The sequence below is a fragment of the Bradyrhizobium sp. P3_C3 genome (genome assembly GCF_056402655.1).
In genome coordinates this window covers 47251-62336 of record NZ_JBFUGY010000019.1, presented here as the reverse complement: position 1 = coordinate 62336, position 15086 = coordinate 47251, and the positions used below count along the sequence as shown (strand labels likewise).

The window sequence follows — 15086 nt, the reverse complement described above, 5'->3', positions numbered from 1 at the left end:
AGCCAGCTCGGCGCGATGCGAGCGCGGCGCGCCTCGATCAGGCAGAATGGGGATGCGACCTTACCAATAGTCCATGCCTGCGGCCGCCGGATGCGGTCAAGCTATCGGCCCGATCGTGCGATCGGGCTACTCAGCCGAGGCGATCATCGATGTAGCGCCTGAGCGCGGACGCGGCATTCAGCATATGCGCACGCATTCGGCGGGCTGCGGTCTCTCCGTCACCTTCCGCGATCGCCTGCATGATGGCGTCATGCTCGTCGCGGGACTTGCGAATGCGATCGCCCTGCCGCAATTGGGTGCGGCGGAAGGCGCTGAGCCGCGAACGCACGTCCTGCGCCTGCTCGGCGAGAAATGAGTTGTGCGTTGCGCGGTAGATGCATTCGTGGAATTCGCGGTTGAACGCGTCATAGGCATCGACATCGTTGGCCTCGACCATCTTGAGCGAGGCGTCATGAAGCTCGATCAGATGGCTGCGCTCGAGCGGCGTCATGCGGTAGGTCGCGAGCCTGACGCACATGGCTTCCACCTCGGCGCTGGTCTCGAACATGTCCATGATGCGCTCCGGCGTCATGCGCGCAACGACGAGGCCGCGGCGGCCGCGCACCTCGACGAGGCCGCTGACCACGAGCTGGCGAAGCGCCTCCCGCACCGGCGTGCGGGAAGCTCCAAAACGATCGGCAAGCTGCTGCTCTTCCAGGGCCGAACCGGCGACGAGCGCACCTGAGGCAATCTCGTCCGTAAGCGCATTCCGGATGCGATCGGAGAGCAGCCCGCCATCGTCCTCCGCGTCGACCGCGACCTTCAATACTTCTGCCATTCAGCCTCCCGTGATCGCGCGCACCGCGAAGTAAAGGATCGAGGGCGCGACCAGGCATCCGAGCCCGGTGTGGAATGTCGCCGTCAGCGCACCGTAGGGCACCAGACGTCGGTCCGTCGCCGCCAACCCTCCAGACACGCCGCTGACCGTTCCCATCAAGCCGCCAAACACCATCGCGCTACGCGGATTGTTCAGGCCGATCATCTTCGCCACAAAGGGCGTGCCGATCATGACGATCACTGCCTTGAATACACCGGTCGCAATCGAGAGCGCAATAACCGGTGAGGATGCGCCGATCGCCGCACCCGTGACCGGGCCCACGATGTAGGTGACCGCACCGGCGCCGATCGTCGTCAACGATTCCGCGTCAGTGTAGCCAAACGCCGCGGCGACGAACACGCCGAGAATGAACGGCACCACCGTTCCCAGTCCGAGTGCGACCGCACCGATCACCCCGGCCTTGCGCGCATGGACGACATCGACCTCGAAGGCGGTGGCGACGATGGCGAAATCGCGCAGCATCGCTCCGCCCATCAGGCCGATCCCGGCCAGGGCCGGCAGGTCGGCCACGCCCTTCTCGCCGCCGGTGGAGATGCCTCCCCAAAAGGCCAGCGCAAGGCCCAGCATGATCGCAATCGCCGAGGCGTGAATGCGCCCGAAGGTGAGATATTTCGAGATCGCTCCGGAGATCCACATCAGGATTCCGACGACCGCGAACGCAGTGATCAGCGCATTGGCGGCGAGAATGTGAGACATCATGATCATCCGATCCTCCCGGACTTGAAGTGGGGCACAGGTGCAGCGAGCGCCTCGGCCTCTCGCGCCTCGATCTCGTCCATGGTCTCGACACGACCGCTGAACCGGCCGATCAGGGCCACCATCGCGAAACACACCGCGACCGCGCCGATCCCCGCAATGACGACGATCGGACCGCCTTTTGCCGCGGCGACCACATTCTGCTGCGCGGCCATGGCGACCACGATCGGAATGTAGAAGCTGCCCCAGAACTCGACGCCGGTCTTGAGCCCGTGGCTGAGTATGCCGTGCCGCACCAGCCAGAGCCGGGCCGCGATCAAGAACATCATGGCGATGCCCACGCCGCCGACATTGGCCTTCACGCCGAGGGCGACGCCGAGCAGGTCCCCCAGCAGGCCCCCTAAGAGGGTGCAGATCGCGAGCAGCGCTACGCCGGAAATGGTCACGGGCGCCTCCCCTCGGCGAGCAAGGCACGATCCCCAGGACGTGGACTATCTGCATGCATTCGCATCGCAAATTCCCTCCTGTGTATGCGAATATCCATCACTTATGGGTTAATGTATACATTAATTGACAAAGGTAGGCAATACGCATACATTGGGGCAATCGAAAGCCAACCCCGCATGCCAAGGAGCCGAAATGAGCGATTGGGGTATTCAAAAGGCCGCCCTGGCGGAGCGCCTGGCGGCCGGCGGCCAGCACGCGAAGGGCAAGATGGTGCCCATTGCCAACCTGCCTGCATTCCTGAGGGCGGTGATCCGGTCAGGGGACCGGGTGTGCCTGGAGGGCGATAATCAGAAGCAGGCCGACATCCTCGCCTCGGCGCTCGCGAACCTCGACCCCCAGGATGTCCATGACCTGCACATGGTGCAGTCGGGGGTGGTCCTGCCCGCCCACCTCGACATCTTCGACAAGGGAATCGCGCGGCGCCTCGACTTCTCCTATTCGGGCCCGCAATCGGCCCGCATCGCGCGCATGCTGTTCGGCCGCAGGATCGAGCTCGGGGCCGTGCACACATACCTCGAGCTGTTCGCCCGGTATTTCATCGATCTCACGCCGAACGTCGCACTCATCGCGGCGGTGAGCGCCGACAAGGACGGCAATCTCTATACGGGGCCGAACACCGAAGACACGCCGACGGTGGTCGAGGCGACGAGCTACAAGAACGGTCTCGTCGTGGCGCAGGTCACCGAAATCGTCGACAAGGTGCCGCGCGTCGATATTCCCGGCGACCTCGTGCATTTCGTGGTCGAGGCCGGCCGCCCCTTCTATGTCGAGCCGCTCTTCACCCGCGACCCGGCTGCGATCACCGAGACCCAGATCCTGACCGCAATGCTCGCGATCAAGGGCATCTACGCACCCTACGGCGTGCGCCGGCTCAACCATGGCATCGGCTTCAACACCGCCGCGATCGAGCTGCTGCTGCCGACTTATGGCGAGAGGCTCGGCCTCAAGGGCAAGATCTGCACCCATTTCGCGCTCAATCCGCATCCCACGATCATTCCGGCGATCGAATCCGGCTGGGTCGACCAGATCCACTGTTTCGGCTCGGAAGTCGGCATGGAGGATTACGTCGCGGCGCGTTCCGACGTCTTCTTCACCGGGCCCGACGGCTCGCTGCGATCGAACCGCGCCTTCTGCCAGACGGCGGGCCTCTATGCCTGCGACATGTTCATCGGATCGACGCTCCAGATCGACCTCGAGGGCCACAGCTCGACGGTGACGACCAGCCGCATCGCCGGCTTCGGCGGCGCGCCCAACATGGGCTCCGATCCGCGCGGCCGGCGCCACCCGAGCGAACCCTGGCTCAAGGCCGGCGCCGAAGCCGATCCCGACTCCAACGCGGCGCTGCGCCGCGGCCGCAAGCTGGTGGTGCAGATCGGCGAGACCTTCGGCGAGCGCAATGCGCCGCTGTTCGTCGAGCGGCTCGATGCGCTCGATCTGGCACGCGAGCTCAAGCTCGATCTCGCGCCGGTCATGGTCTACTCGGACGACGTCACCCACATCGTCACCGAGGAAGGCATCGCCAACCTCTTGATGTGCCGTAGCAAGGACGAGCGCGAGCAGGCGATCCGCGGCGTTGCCGGCTACACCGACATCGGACGCGCGCGTGATGCGAAGCTGGTCGAACAGCTCAGGCAGCGCGGCGTGATCCGGCGCCCCGAGGATCTCGGCATCGATCCGCTCGACGCCGACCGGCGCCTGCTGGCGGCCCGCTCGATCAAGGACCTCATGCTGGCCTCCGGCGGTCTCTACCGCCCGCCCAGCCGCTTCCGCAATTGGTGAGGAGTTTTGCATGGAAAAGCTCAGCTTCAGACTGACGGCCCCGAGATGCGCCGGCGGCACCCGCACCCAGGCGATCGTCGGCGTCGTCGCCTCCGGCAATCTCGAAGTCCTACTGGAACGCGTCTCGCCGGCAGATGTCTGCACCATCGACATCGCAACGGCCGCTCATGGCTTCGGCATGGTCTGGGACGCCGTGGTCCGCGACTTCGTCGCGCGCCGCTCTGCCGGGGGCTTACGCATCTCCATCAATGACGGCGGCGCGAGGCCTGACACAGTGGCGCTGCGCCTTGCGCAAGGCGTCCGCAAGATCGAGGAGCCGGAACGATGACAGCGACCACAGCCGACAATGCCTCGCTGAGCTGGTACGAGGCCAGCGCCCGCCAGCGCATCGACACGCTCGTCGACGCCGGCAGCTTTGCCGAACTCATTGGCCCCGAGCTGCGCGAGATGAGCCCGCATCTGGCAATCTTCGACCTGCCGGAACAGTTCGACGACGGCATCGTCGTCGGGCGCGGCCGCCTGGACGGCGCGCCCGTGCTCGTCGCGGCGCAGGAGGGACGCTTCATGGGCGGTGCCTTCGGCGAGGTCCATGGCGCCAAGCTCACGGGCCTCTTGGGCGCCGCGCGTGCGCTTCATCACGACGTACTGATCCTGTTCGACACCGGCGGCGTGCGGCTTCAGGAAGCCAATGCGGGCGAGCTCGCCATCGCCGAGATCATGCGCGAGATCATCGAGGCACGGCGCGCCGGCGTCAACGTCGTCGGGCTGATCGGCGGACGCGCCGGATGCTACGGCGGCGGTAGCCTGATCGCCGGCACCTGCTCGCGCCTGATCGTATCCGAACAGGGGCGGATCAGCGTCAGCGGCCCCGAAGTGATCGAGACCAACAAGGGTATCGAGGAATTCGACTCGCGCGATCGCGCGCTGGTGTGGCGCACGATGGGTGGCAAGCATCGCTACCTCATCGGCGGCGCTGATGCGTTCGTCGACGACGAGGCGCAGGCGTTTCGTCAGGCGGCGGTCGACGCGCTCAAAGCCAACAGGCGATGCGACGTGGCGGTGCTCGAAGCCGAGCAGACGCGCCTCGAGCGGCGATTGCAGCGTTTCGGCGAGGCCGAGGACGCCGTCGAGATCTGGCAGACGCTTAGCATCGACCAGCCGACCCAGATCCCCGCACTTCCGACCGGCGCATTTCTTCGCGCGGCAAGCAACAGGGAGAACGCCGATGACGCTCGATGACATCCTGGCCAGTCTCTTTCCGAACGGCAGCAAGATCGCAACCACGGGCGCGATGATCGCGGGACAGGCGATCCTGCCCGATGGAGGTCGCGTCCACGTGCTCGGCATCACGCAGGGTCAGCCGCTCGGCGTCGACGAGGCGATCGTGCTCGCAGGGCGCGTGATCGAGATCGTCAAATCCGGCGATCGCGCGCCGATCCTGGTCCTGGTGGATTCCGCCAGCCAGCGCATGAGCAAGCGCGACGAGTTGCTCGGCCTCAGCGAGTATCTGTCGCATCTCGCCAAGACCCTGCTGCTGGCCGAAGCCGAAGGACATCGCACCGTCGGACTGCTCTATGGCGGTAGCGCGGCGGGCGCGTTCATCGCCACCGCGCTCGCCACGGCTACGCTGGTGGCGCTGCCCGGTGCGCATCCCGCCGTGATGGATCTGCCGTCGATGGCGCGGGTCACCAAGCTGCCGATCGATGTGCTGAAGGCCAAGGCGGAAGCGACGCCGGTGTTCGCGCCCGGCCTCGACAACATGGTGCAGACCGGCGGCATTCACGCAGTCTGGGATGAAAATACACCTTTGGCGCCGCAGCTTGCCGCCGTGCTGCAACGGCCGCAGGGACAGGACGATCGCGCCCGGCTCGGCGCCGAGCGTGGCGGCCGGCGGAAGGCGGCCGAGATCGCCGATCGGGTTGTCACACTCGCGGCAGCCGCGCATCAGGAGGCGCCACATGGCTGAAGCCCTCCAGCGCCATACGATGGTGACGGCCTCGGCCACCGGCTGGGCCGCCGCGATGAGCCGAAATCCCGCGCTCGCCAGCGAGCCGATTATCAAGGGCTGGGCGCGCGCCGGCCGCCCGCTCGTGGTTCGCAGGCCGGCCTGCAACGATCTCGCAGGCATGATTCCGCTTGGCCTGCCGCTGCCGCCGAGCCACGGCAAGCGGCGTATCGCCGTCGCGCTCGCCCCCGGCGAACTCATCACGCATGCTCCGCCGCCATTGCTGGCGGATGCGGCAACATCGGCGCCGGCGTCGTGGCGCCAGACCATCGACCTGCTCGTCCGCCTTCTGCCGGAGACACGCACATTCGGCAGTCTGGCCTGGCAGCATCTCACCGGCCTGCCCTATCTGTCCGATGGATCGGACCTCGACCTGCTCTGGCCGCTGTCGTCGGCGAGGCACGCGAACACCCTGCCGTCCGACATCGCGCGGATCGCAGAGACGGCGCCGATGCGGCTCGACGGCGAGATCGTCTATCACGCCGGCGGCGTGCAATGGCGCGAGCTGACCGGCGCTGACGAGGACGAAGTCCTCGTCAAGGGCGCGGCCGGCGTTCATGTCACCATGCGTGCGGCGTTTCTCGCGGGTGGCGCGTCATGAATGTCGCGCTGAGATGGCAAGCGCCGCCGCAACGCGCGCTCCGCGCGGAGCAGCTCGGTCATCTCGCATCACTGTGCCTGAAGCTCGAAGTCGAGACCTATCCGAAGCCGGGGCTCGTCAGCCACGTCGACAACGGCGCGCATCGCGATATGGACGCCGGGCTCCTGTGCCGAAGTGCCGACACGCTGGCTCCGTTCTTCCACGACCTCGCAGCCGCGGGCGCCGAGGGCGCCGGCATGGACCGGTTGCGCGCGATCGGGGTTGCGGCGGAGCGCGCGATGTTGGCGGCGACCTCAGGTGTGAACACGCATCGCGGCGCGATCTTCGGACTGGGTCTGCTCTGCGCCGCGGCCGGGTATCGCGGCGCTCTCGGCATTCGCAAGCCGCTCGGCGAATTGGTGTCGCAACGTTGGGGCGACGCCATCTACGCAGGCCCGATATCCCTGCGTAGCCACGGCGCCGTGGCGTCACGTCGCTACGGCGCCGGCGGCGCCAGGGCGGAAGCGGCTTGTGGCTTCCCCTCCGTCTATGACATCGCCCTTCCCGCGCTGCATGCGGCGCGGACGCTCGCGCCTCGGGATGAGGAGGCGGTCCGGGTTCAGACCTGCATGGCGCTGATCGCAGATGTTGCCGACACCAATCTGTTGCACAGGGGCGGAGTTGACGGATTGCGCTTCGCGCAGGCTAGCGCATCCGCATTCCTTGCCGCAGGCGGAATCGGTTGCCCAGGCTGGCGCAAGCACGCCGACGGCATTCACCAGGCGTTCGTCGCGCGCAATCTCAGTCCGGGCGGATCGGCAGATCTGCTCGCCATGGCTCTGTTTGTGGACGCTCTCTTCGTCGATCGGCTGGCCCCCTGATGCTTGCACTGCTCTGCGGCGGACAAGGCACCCTGTCGGACAATATCTTCGATCTTGTCGCCGATCGGCCTGCTGCGGAATCGGTCTTCGCCGCTGCGACCGCTTGTCTCGGCGAAGATCCGCGGAAGTTCATCAGGACGCGCCGCGCGGACGAGCTGTCCGCCAACCATGCCAGCCAGATCCTAACCGTCACATCGGCGCTCGCGATCCACGCCTGTATCGCGGACTTGCTGACTGAGGGCACCGCTGTCACGGGCTACAGCGTCGGCGAGATGGCGGCCTGGAGCGTTGCGGGAATATGGACCGCCGCCGAAGCGTTGCGACTGACCGATATCCGCGCCCGATTGATGGACGGCGTGGCGGGGCCGGATGGGCGGCTCGGCTATGTCCGCGGGCTCGAACGAGCCACGCTCGAACACCTGCTCGAGACGCACCGCTGCGAGATCGCAATCAGGAATCCCGGCCTTCTTGTCGTGGTTGGAGGCGCGGAGTGCGATGTCATCGCCCTCTGTCAGGAGGCGACGACACAGGGCGCCGCCCGCGCCGGTCTTCTCGCCGTCAAAATCGCCTCGCATACGACGCGTCTCGAACCGGCCTGCACGCCCTTGCAGCAAGCGCTTGCGACCAGCAGACGCGCTCCTGTCGCAGACCAACGAACCCTCCTCGCAGGGGATGGCGGCGAGCGCATCTTCTCCGTGACCGATGCGACAGCAAAGCTCGCATGCCAGATCGCGCGCCCGATCGACTGGGCGGCGACGCTGGAGGCTCTCGTAGAGCTCGGGGTCGATCAAGTCCTGGACCTCGGTCCAGGACACGCGCTTGCCGAGATGACGCAAGGCTTCCATCCATCGATCCGCTGCTACGCCGCCGACGGATTTCGCACGATCGATGGTCTGCGAAATTGGGTTGTTTCCGAATAGGCAGGGCGCCCGGCGGCTCGCGATTGAGCGAACGCATGAAATTTCTCGAGAGAACTCGCCCTCGACAAGAGAAGCCTCCAGATACTCACCGCGATCGGTGCTGAAAGCTGTGGTGTTGAGCGACGCCAGGCATTGCCCCATAAGCCCTGTTGGACCCAAACCAGGGAGCCGCGCCGCCAGGGAGCTCGAGGCCCATTCTGCCTGCTGGCGTCAACTCGCCGCTGGCAAGCGAATAATAGCTGGGGCAGCAGCGCGGCCCACCGAATGGTTAGACTCGCGCTCAAGACGGAGACAAGCCCCAAAGCCATCAGCAGCATGCCAAGCCAGGTCCAAACCCGTCCGTCATCGCCCGCCTCTGCGGCGGAAAAGGCGAGCGGCGCCGCCGAGGCGGCAACCACGTCACTGGCGGCTGGCGCCTCAGCAAGGAGTGCCTCCACGTCGACCTGGCGCGGCGTGATCTCGTCGGCCGTGAGCCGGTCGCGTTTGGAAAGGGGGGCCGGCGACGCGCGGGTTGCGATCCCGGTGGCGAGGACGGGACTGGCATCAACCACCTGCGCGGGCACGGACGGGCTCGGCCGGGACGTATCCGCAGGTGCGGAGCGCGGCAGCTCCGCGCGCGCATCCACCACCGTCTTCCGCTTGCGCGCCGCGGTCTGGTTCTCTTCGGCCGCGGCGACACGATGTTTGGTGGCGCGTTGCTGAACCAGCTTCTTCGCCCTCTCAGTTCCTTCGGCGATCTGGAACCAGCATCTGCGCTGGCCTTCCACCCGATAGACCCAGTGCTGGCCATCGGCGGTCGACTTGCCGGGCCGCGTCAAGCACTCTGCTTCCGCGGAAGCGGGCGCAGGGGCTGTGGCGGGACCGGCATTGAAGAGTTCGGAAAGAGGCGTCGAAAACGCGGATGATGTCGAGAGACCTGCAATAAGCGTAAAAGCGGCGCAATAAACTCGCAAATGACCGGACATGGAAAACCCCGGTGTTGCGCCCCTGCCCGGACGGGAGCGTTGGCCGTGACCTAGGTCGCAATGCGACTTAAATCCGGCAACGCCGTGGATTCATTTTGGCCGCAGGCGATCTGGCCGTCAGCTCGATTGTCCATTTTCGCCATCCCCTCAAGGTCGCACTTTCAAGCATCGGCCCACGCAAAGTTGCAAAGGCTGTTTACCCGAACGGATGTAGCCGATGTTACGGGTGCCAGACGAAGCGCTATATCCGAACTGACGACTGGGCATTCGACCTTCCCGGGATGACAGTCTGTCCGGAGTGCAGAACCCGTCCGATCGCGCGGAGCGATTGCGATGAGGGAGGCTACGATGGATTTTTCGCGGATGTCGGATGGAATCCGGCTGCATCACGCCTCCCATCGCCACGATGGGTACGATGGTGACGACGAAGCGGGTCCGGCACCGAGCGCACCGTTCCTGACTGACGCGGTTGGCGGTGGCGCCCTGGTCCATGGTCCCCGCCCGTTTGCAGGTCAATTTGCAGATTCTGGAGCGCACCCCGCGAGCGCGAACACCCAGCATCATGACTCCGACCCGATTCAATCCAAACATCCCACGTCGGTGGGCGACACGGGCGGCCACGTCGGCAACCACGCTGCGGCGGGCCTGGATGCTTCGTCCACCACGCCCGCTTCCGGCGCATCACATCCCGGGATGGGCATTGCTGCGGTCGAGAGCGGAGCCAACACGGCCGGAAACGGCGGAGATGGCTACTTCTACGGAAGCATCATTCACGCGTCCCTGTTGATCTATCAACCGATCAACATCTCGGTGAGCTTGGGATACGGCTCGGTCGCCCTGGCCAACCAGTCCAACAATTTGAATGTCGATCAGTCCGCTTTTCAGATGGCCGGCGTCGGCGGCCATGGCGGCAATGACAACATTGCATCGGGAGGCAGCGTCAGTACGTCCTTAGGCGCCGGCGTGATCGCGAGCGGTGACAACGGCGCCGGAAACGGCGGCAGCGGCTATTTCTCGGGTGCGATCGTGGACGCTCCCGTGGTGATCTATCATCCGATCAATATTGCGGTGGCGGCCTCGGGCGGCACTGCGCATGCAAGTCAATCGAACACGGTGGATATCGATCAATCGGCCACTCAGATCGCGGGCGTCGGCGGAAGTGGCGGAAATGGCAATTTGGCCGCCGGCGGCAGCGTCATGACGCTCGACCCCAGCTGGGGATCAAGCAACGGAGGCGGCGTCTTTGGCGTTCAAACGGGCGGAAGCCAGGCCGGCAATGGCGGTGACGGCGTGTTCCACGGTGAACTCGTCCATACCTCGTTTGTAATGTACAACCCGATCAACATCGCAATCGCGGGCTATGGCTCCAGCACTTACGCGGTCCAGATAAGTGATGTCTCCGTGGATCAATCCGCGGTTCAGATCGCTGGCATTGGCGGGCACGGCGGCAACGACAACGCCGCAGCGGGTGGCCATGCAAGCCTTCTCTCCCATAATCTGTGGGGCGGCTCCGATACGATCGCGACCGGTTCGAACAGCGCAGGCAATGGCGGCAACGGCTATTTTGCCGGCAGTCTGATCGACGTCAGCGTGGCGATCTATGCACCCATCAACATCGCAATCGCAGGTCCCCATTCGACGGCCGTAGCCGATCAGGTCAACAACGTGCACATCGACCAGAGTGCGGTCCAGATCGCCGGCGTTGGCGGGGACGGCGGCCACGGCAATCTCGCACTGGGTGGCGATGCCGCGCATCTCTTGTCGGATATTCACCTGGTGGCATAACGAAACGTCGCATCGCTCGCATAGCCGATCGCATCGCGGCACGCGCCGTCGCCACTCTTCGCATGCAAAGCCCGCGCAGAGGCGCCTCTCCTGACGAAATGTCGTACTTTCGTACGTAGGCCCACCAAACCGGATGGTGTCCGATTTGACATCTATCGCCATCGCGCGTGGGCGGACCAGACTTGCCGCGCGCGTCCGCCTGATCGGGATGGATGTTGCACGACAGCCAACAAACCGACGGAGGCCTCAAATGATGCCAAAGGCAATCAACATCTCGGATACGATCAAAGTCAAATCGATCGACACCGGTGGTCAAAGTGCCGGAAATGGCGGCGACGGTACTTTCAAGGGAGCCATCATCAGCAAGCCGACTGTCAACTACGATCCGACCAACAAGGCGGAAGGTGCCGACGTGCACGTGAACACCGGCGATCACGTCAAACAGACGGCGGATTGGGATGCCGGCGGCGCAAACGCCAAGGCCTCGTATTTTTCGAAGGCCCATGGCGGAGACGCCGAGTCGAATGGAAGCCAAAAATCCTACAGCGGCTACGATACCTCCAAGGTCTACGCCAATACGGATGCCACCCAGATCAACAAGGTCATGGTGGACCAGCACCAGGAAGTTGTGGCCGGCATCGGCGGCGATGGCGGAGACGGCAACTTCGCATGGGGTGGCGGAGTGACCTTCCATCTCGATACGCTCTAACCAGCCGCTCGTCCGACTGGCAGGACCGGCGGCCGCGGCCGCCGGTCCTGGATTTCACGCCAATGATCTACCGATGCCGTTGCCGGATTGCGTTGGCCATCGGTCAAGCGCGCCGGACCTCGATTTCAGGCGGTGACGATCATGCTGATGCCGCCCATTCGGTTGCCTATCCTGCCGCAGATCGGGACGCCACTGCACGCGGCACTCCGGTCCTGCGCGGGACCGCTCGGTCTCGTATTCGCGTATAGCTGCAGCTACAACCTGCTCCTGTTTGCGCCCTCCATCTATCTTCTTCAGATCTACGACCGGGTGTTGTCGAGCCGGAGTGGCGACACCTTGCTCCTGCTCACGCTCATTGTCGCGATCACTGTGGTCGTCGGCGGCGTGTTCGATGCATTGCGGCGCGCCGTCCTGGGACGCCTTGGCGCCTGGCTCGACGATCGCCTTCGTCCTTGCGTGCTTTCGGCCGGCCTCGAATCGGCGCTTCGCAGCGATTGGACGCAAGCGTCGGGCGCGTATCGGGATCTCACGGTGCTGCGCCAGTTCGTCGAGTCCGGCGCATGTCCGATGCTGTTCGACGCGCTCTGGGCGCCCCTGTTCCTCCTTGTCCTCTTTCTGATCCATCCCCTGCTCGGCGTGGTGGGCGCCTGTTGCGTCGCCTTCCTGTTCGCGCTCACGGTTGCCGGAGAGCTGGTCACCGAAGACGTTCTGCTCAGATCCGGCGCCGCGCTGTCCAGAAGCTGCGGCCGCCTCCAGACTGCAGCGAGCAACATCCACATGATCCGCGCCATGGGAATGTTCGATAGCGCTGCGCGCATGATCCACCGTGACGCGCAGCACGCCCGCAGAGAGCACGATGTGGCACTCCGGCGAGGCGAGATCGTCTCGCTGGCCACCAAGCCGGTTCGCGCGCTGTCGCAGGTCTTGATCATGGGGGCTGCCGCATGGCTTGTCCTCGATCACGGGAAGAGTCCGGCCATCATCTTTGCTGCCACGCTGATGTTCAGCCGGGCGCTCGCGCCGGTCGAAAGTGCGGTCGCAGGCTGGAAATCACTCGTGACGGCCGTGAGCGCCTGTCAGCGGCTCGGCGCACTTCTCGCCGCATTCCCCGCCGCCCGGCAGCAGAGCGCGGAGGTTTCTCCGCTGCAGGCGCCAAGCGGCCTCGTCGTCGACAATGTCGGCGTGAGGCTTGCGGGGACCAGCCATCTTCTGCTGAACGGTGTCTCGTTCAGCCTCATGCCCGGAGAATGCCTTGGCATCATCGGTCCGTCCGGATCAGGCAAGTCCTTGCTCGGCCAGGTGATCGCCGGGCTGTCGATGCCAACGCATGGCCGTATCCTCCTCGACAATACCGACGTCTCGCTGCTTCGCGAGGGCCGAAGCGGCGACCGCCTCGGATATCTCCCCCAGGACATCAACCTGCTCGGCGACACGATCAACGACATCATCGCACGCCTTGAAGATGCCGACCGGCGGAAGGTCATCGAAGCGGCCAAGCTCGTCGGTATCCATGGGGCGATCATGGGCCTGCCGCTGGGGTACGACACGGTGGTTCAGAGCGAAGCAACCTTCTCGCGCGGGTATCGGCAGCGCCTCGGTCTCGCCCGCGCCTTTTTCGGCAGTCCACGCCTCGTCGTTCTCGACGAACCCAACGCCAGCCTCGACTATGGGGGCGAGCGAATGCTCCTGGATGCCATCGAGCGCATGAAGCTCGCAGGCGTCATCCTTGTCGTCGTCACCCACAGGATGGGTCTCCTCGCCGCCACGGACAAGATTGCCATCATGGAGGGCGGTGCGGTCGCCGCGTTCGGCGACAGCGAGGACATCTTTGAACGGCACCTGAGCCGACCCCAGGTTACTTCGCAGATAGCGCCATGATCTGGAACTCTCTCACCGTCTGGAAGCTTCCCGCCGTCTCGAGACTTCCCATGGTCTGGGACCAGCTCATGCGAGCGCCGGCGAGCCCGCTGCCCGCCCGGCGATCTGGCGTCGTGGTGACCGCAATCGACGATTTCGAGCCTCTGGAATTTCCATGGTGCTCGACGCCCACGCCGACCTCTCCGCGTGGAAGGCTTCGCGGTATCACCGTCGCGGGCAATCTGCTGGTGCTCTGCTTCATGCTGGGGCTTGGGACATGGGCGAGCCTCGCGCCGCTCGAGAGCGCCGCGATCGCGTCCGGCGTCGTGGAATCGGAATCGAGCCGCAAGACGATCCAGCATCTGGAAGGCGGTATCATCAGGAAGATCCTGGTTTCGGATGGCGATATCGTGCGCAGCGGCCAAACGCTGATCGAGCTGGACGACACCCGGGCCGGCTCGGAGATGCAAAGCCTCCAAGGCCAATTCTGGGATGCCGCTGCTCGTGCCGCACGGCTTCAAGCCGAGCAGCAGAGATTCGAGAGGATCGCAATCCCGGACGCGCTGGAACAGGACAGCAGGCAGAGCGAGGTGGCGGCCGCCGCGGTGTCGGCGCAGCAATTCATTTTTCAGGCACGCCTCCAGGTTCACGAGTCGCAGCTTGCGGTCATTCGCGAACGAAGGCGTCAAGTCGAGAAGGAGATCGAAGGTCTCAAGGCTCAGGAAACCGCCACCGGGCAACGGGTCGACATCGTTCGGGAGGAACTGGATATGGTCGCGACCCTCGTCAACAAGGGACTCGAACGGCGGCCACGGCTGCTGAACCTGCAGCGGGAGCTGGCCGACGTTGAGGGCCGCCGCGGCGAGATCGCCGCGCAGATTGCCCGCGCCGGGCAGGTCATCAGCGAACAGCAGGCCACCTTGTTCAAGCTCGAGAGCGAGAGGCAGAACGAGATCGCACAGTCGCTTCGTGAAGCACAGAACCAGATATTCCAACTCCGCGAGCGGTTGCTTGCGGCCAGAGATCAGCTATCGCGAACGGAGATCAAGGCGCCCGAGGACGGCGTGATAACCGATCTGCGGGTTCATACGGCCGGCGGCGTCATCGGAGCGGGCGCTCCGCTCATGGACCTGGTGCCCCGGCAAGACCGTCTCATCGTGACCGCGCGCCTGAGGCCCGAGGACATCGATGTGGTTCATCCCGGCCTCAATGCCGAGGTTCAACTCGTACCGTACAATCAGCGTCGCGTGCCTCGCCTGAAGGGAACCGTCGTGCACGTATCCGCAGACCGGCTGCTCGACAAGCGTACCGACCAGCCATACTACGCGACCAGGATCCGGATCGACGACGGACAGATCGTCGCGAACGACATCCAGATCGTCCCCGGCATGCCGGTTCAGGTGTTCATCACGACGGGGCGCGGCACCGTGGCTCTCTACGCGCTCAGGCCCCTGCTCGACAGCTTCCGTGGTGCATTCAGAGAGGACTGAAGCGCGATGAGATTGGGGTGAATCGTCATCGCGCC

General features: G+C 65.0%; 15 protein-coding genes. 11 read left to right on the top strand and 4 right to left on the bottom strand.

Annotated features, from left to right (window positions below; genetic code table 11):
• Positions 1–130: 130 nt before the first annotated feature.
• Genes AC1DW2_RS22175 through madL form a run of 3 tightly spaced genes read right to left on the bottom strand, consistent with a single transcriptional unit; the run spans position 131 to position 2019 of the window.
• On the bottom strand, positions 131–817 hold the full coding sequence (locus AC1DW2_RS22175; protein ID WP_085402438.1) for a GntR family transcriptional regulator: 687 nt from the start codon (positions 815–817) through the stop codon (positions 131–133).
• A complete protein-coding gene (madM, locus tag AC1DW2_RS22170; RefSeq protein ID WP_063981840.1) occupies positions 818–1582 on the bottom strand; it encodes a malonate transporter subunit MadM in 765 nt (254 codons plus the stop codon).
• The gene (gene madL, locus AC1DW2_RS22165; protein ID WP_028149209.1) at positions 1579–2019 is read right to left on the bottom strand and encodes a malonate transporter subunit MadL; all 441 of its coding nucleotides are present in this window, start codon (positions 2017–2019) and stop codon (positions 1579–1581) included. The genes madM and madL overlap by 4 nt, the downstream gene beginning before the upstream one ends.
• 193 nt (positions 2020–2212) lie before the next feature.
• On the opposite strand from madL, the gene mdcA reads away from it, so the two are divergent.
• From mdcA to AC1DW2_RS22130, 7 genes are read left to right on the top strand one after another with little or no spacing between them, the layout of a single operon-like run.
• Positions 2213–3859: a malonate decarboxylase subunit alpha gene (gene mdcA / locus AC1DW2_RS22160; protein WP_477007162.1), complete on the top strand. Its 1647-nt coding sequence runs from the start codon at positions 2213–2215 to the stop codon at positions 3857–3859.
• A gap of 10 nt (positions 3860–3869) precedes the next feature.
• Positions 3870–4187: a malonate decarboxylase acyl carrier protein gene (gene mdcC, locus AC1DW2_RS22155; protein WP_071911406.1), complete on the top strand. Its 318-nt coding sequence runs from the start codon at positions 3870–3872 to the stop codon at positions 4185–4187.
• The gene (locus tag AC1DW2_RS22150; protein WP_283017300.1) at positions 4184–5098 is read left to right on the top strand and encodes a biotin-independent malonate decarboxylase subunit beta; all 915 of its coding nucleotides are present in this window, start codon (positions 4184–4186) and stop codon (positions 5096–5098) included. The genes mdcC and AC1DW2_RS22150 overlap by 4 nt, the downstream gene beginning before the upstream one ends.
• The gene (gene mdcE / locus AC1DW2_RS22145; RefSeq protein ID WP_477007161.1) at positions 5085–5825 is read left to right on the top strand and encodes a biotin-independent malonate decarboxylase subunit gamma; all 741 of its coding nucleotides are present in this window, start codon (positions 5085–5087) and stop codon (positions 5823–5825) included. Before AC1DW2_RS22150 ends, mdcE begins: the two co-directional genes overlap by 14 nt.
• On the top strand, positions 5818–6465 hold the full coding sequence (gene mdcG / locus AC1DW2_RS22140; RefSeq protein WP_477007160.1) for a malonate decarboxylase holo-[acyl-carrier-protein] synthase: 648 nt from the start codon (positions 5818–5820) through the stop codon (positions 6463–6465). The genes mdcE and mdcG overlap by 8 nt, the downstream gene beginning before the upstream one ends.
• Positions 6462–7325 (top strand): triphosphoribosyl-dephospho-CoA synthase MdcB, encoded by an 864-nt coding sequence (mdcB, locus tag AC1DW2_RS22135; protein ID WP_063981834.1) that lies wholly within the window; start codon positions 6462–6464, stop codon positions 7323–7325. The genes mdcG and mdcB overlap by 4 nt, the downstream gene beginning before the upstream one ends.
• Positions 7325–8245 carry an acyltransferase domain-containing protein gene (locus tag AC1DW2_RS22130; protein WP_084795019.1) on the top strand — a complete coding sequence of 307 codons (921 nt, stop codon included), beginning with the start codon at positions 7325–7327 and terminating at the stop codon, positions 8243–8245. The genes mdcB and AC1DW2_RS22130 overlap by 1 nt, the downstream gene beginning before the upstream one ends.
• On the opposite strand, the gene AC1DW2_RS22125 is transcribed toward AC1DW2_RS22130, so the two are convergent.
• Positions 8185–9210 carry a hypothetical protein gene (locus tag AC1DW2_RS22125; protein WP_354132315.1) on the bottom strand — a complete coding sequence of 342 codons (1026 nt, stop codon included), beginning with the start codon at positions 9208–9210 and terminating at the stop codon, positions 8185–8187. The two genes, AC1DW2_RS22130 and AC1DW2_RS22125, sit on opposite strands and share 61 nt — an antisense overlap.
• Positions 9211–9558: 348 nt before the next feature.
• Between AC1DW2_RS22125 and AC1DW2_RS22120 the strand changes: the two genes are divergently transcribed.
• From AC1DW2_RS22120 to AC1DW2_RS22105, 4 genes are all read left to right on the top strand, one after another.
• Complete coding sequence (locus tag AC1DW2_RS22120; RefSeq protein ID WP_231142823.1) at positions 9559–10995, top strand: hypothetical protein; 1437 nt, start codon at positions 9559–9561, stop codon at positions 10993–10995.
• Between the two features lie 145 nt (positions 10996–11140).
• A complete protein-coding gene (locus tag AC1DW2_RS22115; RefSeq protein ID WP_244623098.1) occupies positions 11141–11704 on the top strand; it encodes a hypothetical protein in 564 nt (187 codons plus the stop codon).
• Between the two features lie 141 nt (positions 11705–11845).
• Positions 11846–13582: a type I secretion system permease/ATPase gene (locus AC1DW2_RS22110; protein WP_283017307.1), complete on the top strand. Its 1737-nt coding sequence runs from the start codon at positions 11846–11848 to the stop codon at positions 13580–13582.
• A complete protein-coding gene (locus tag AC1DW2_RS22105; protein ID WP_063981831.1) occupies positions 13579–15051 on the top strand; it encodes an HlyD family type I secretion periplasmic adaptor subunit in 1473 nt (490 codons plus the stop codon). Before AC1DW2_RS22110 ends, AC1DW2_RS22105 begins: the two co-directional genes overlap by 4 nt.
• Positions 15052–15086 lie beyond the last annotated feature (35 nt).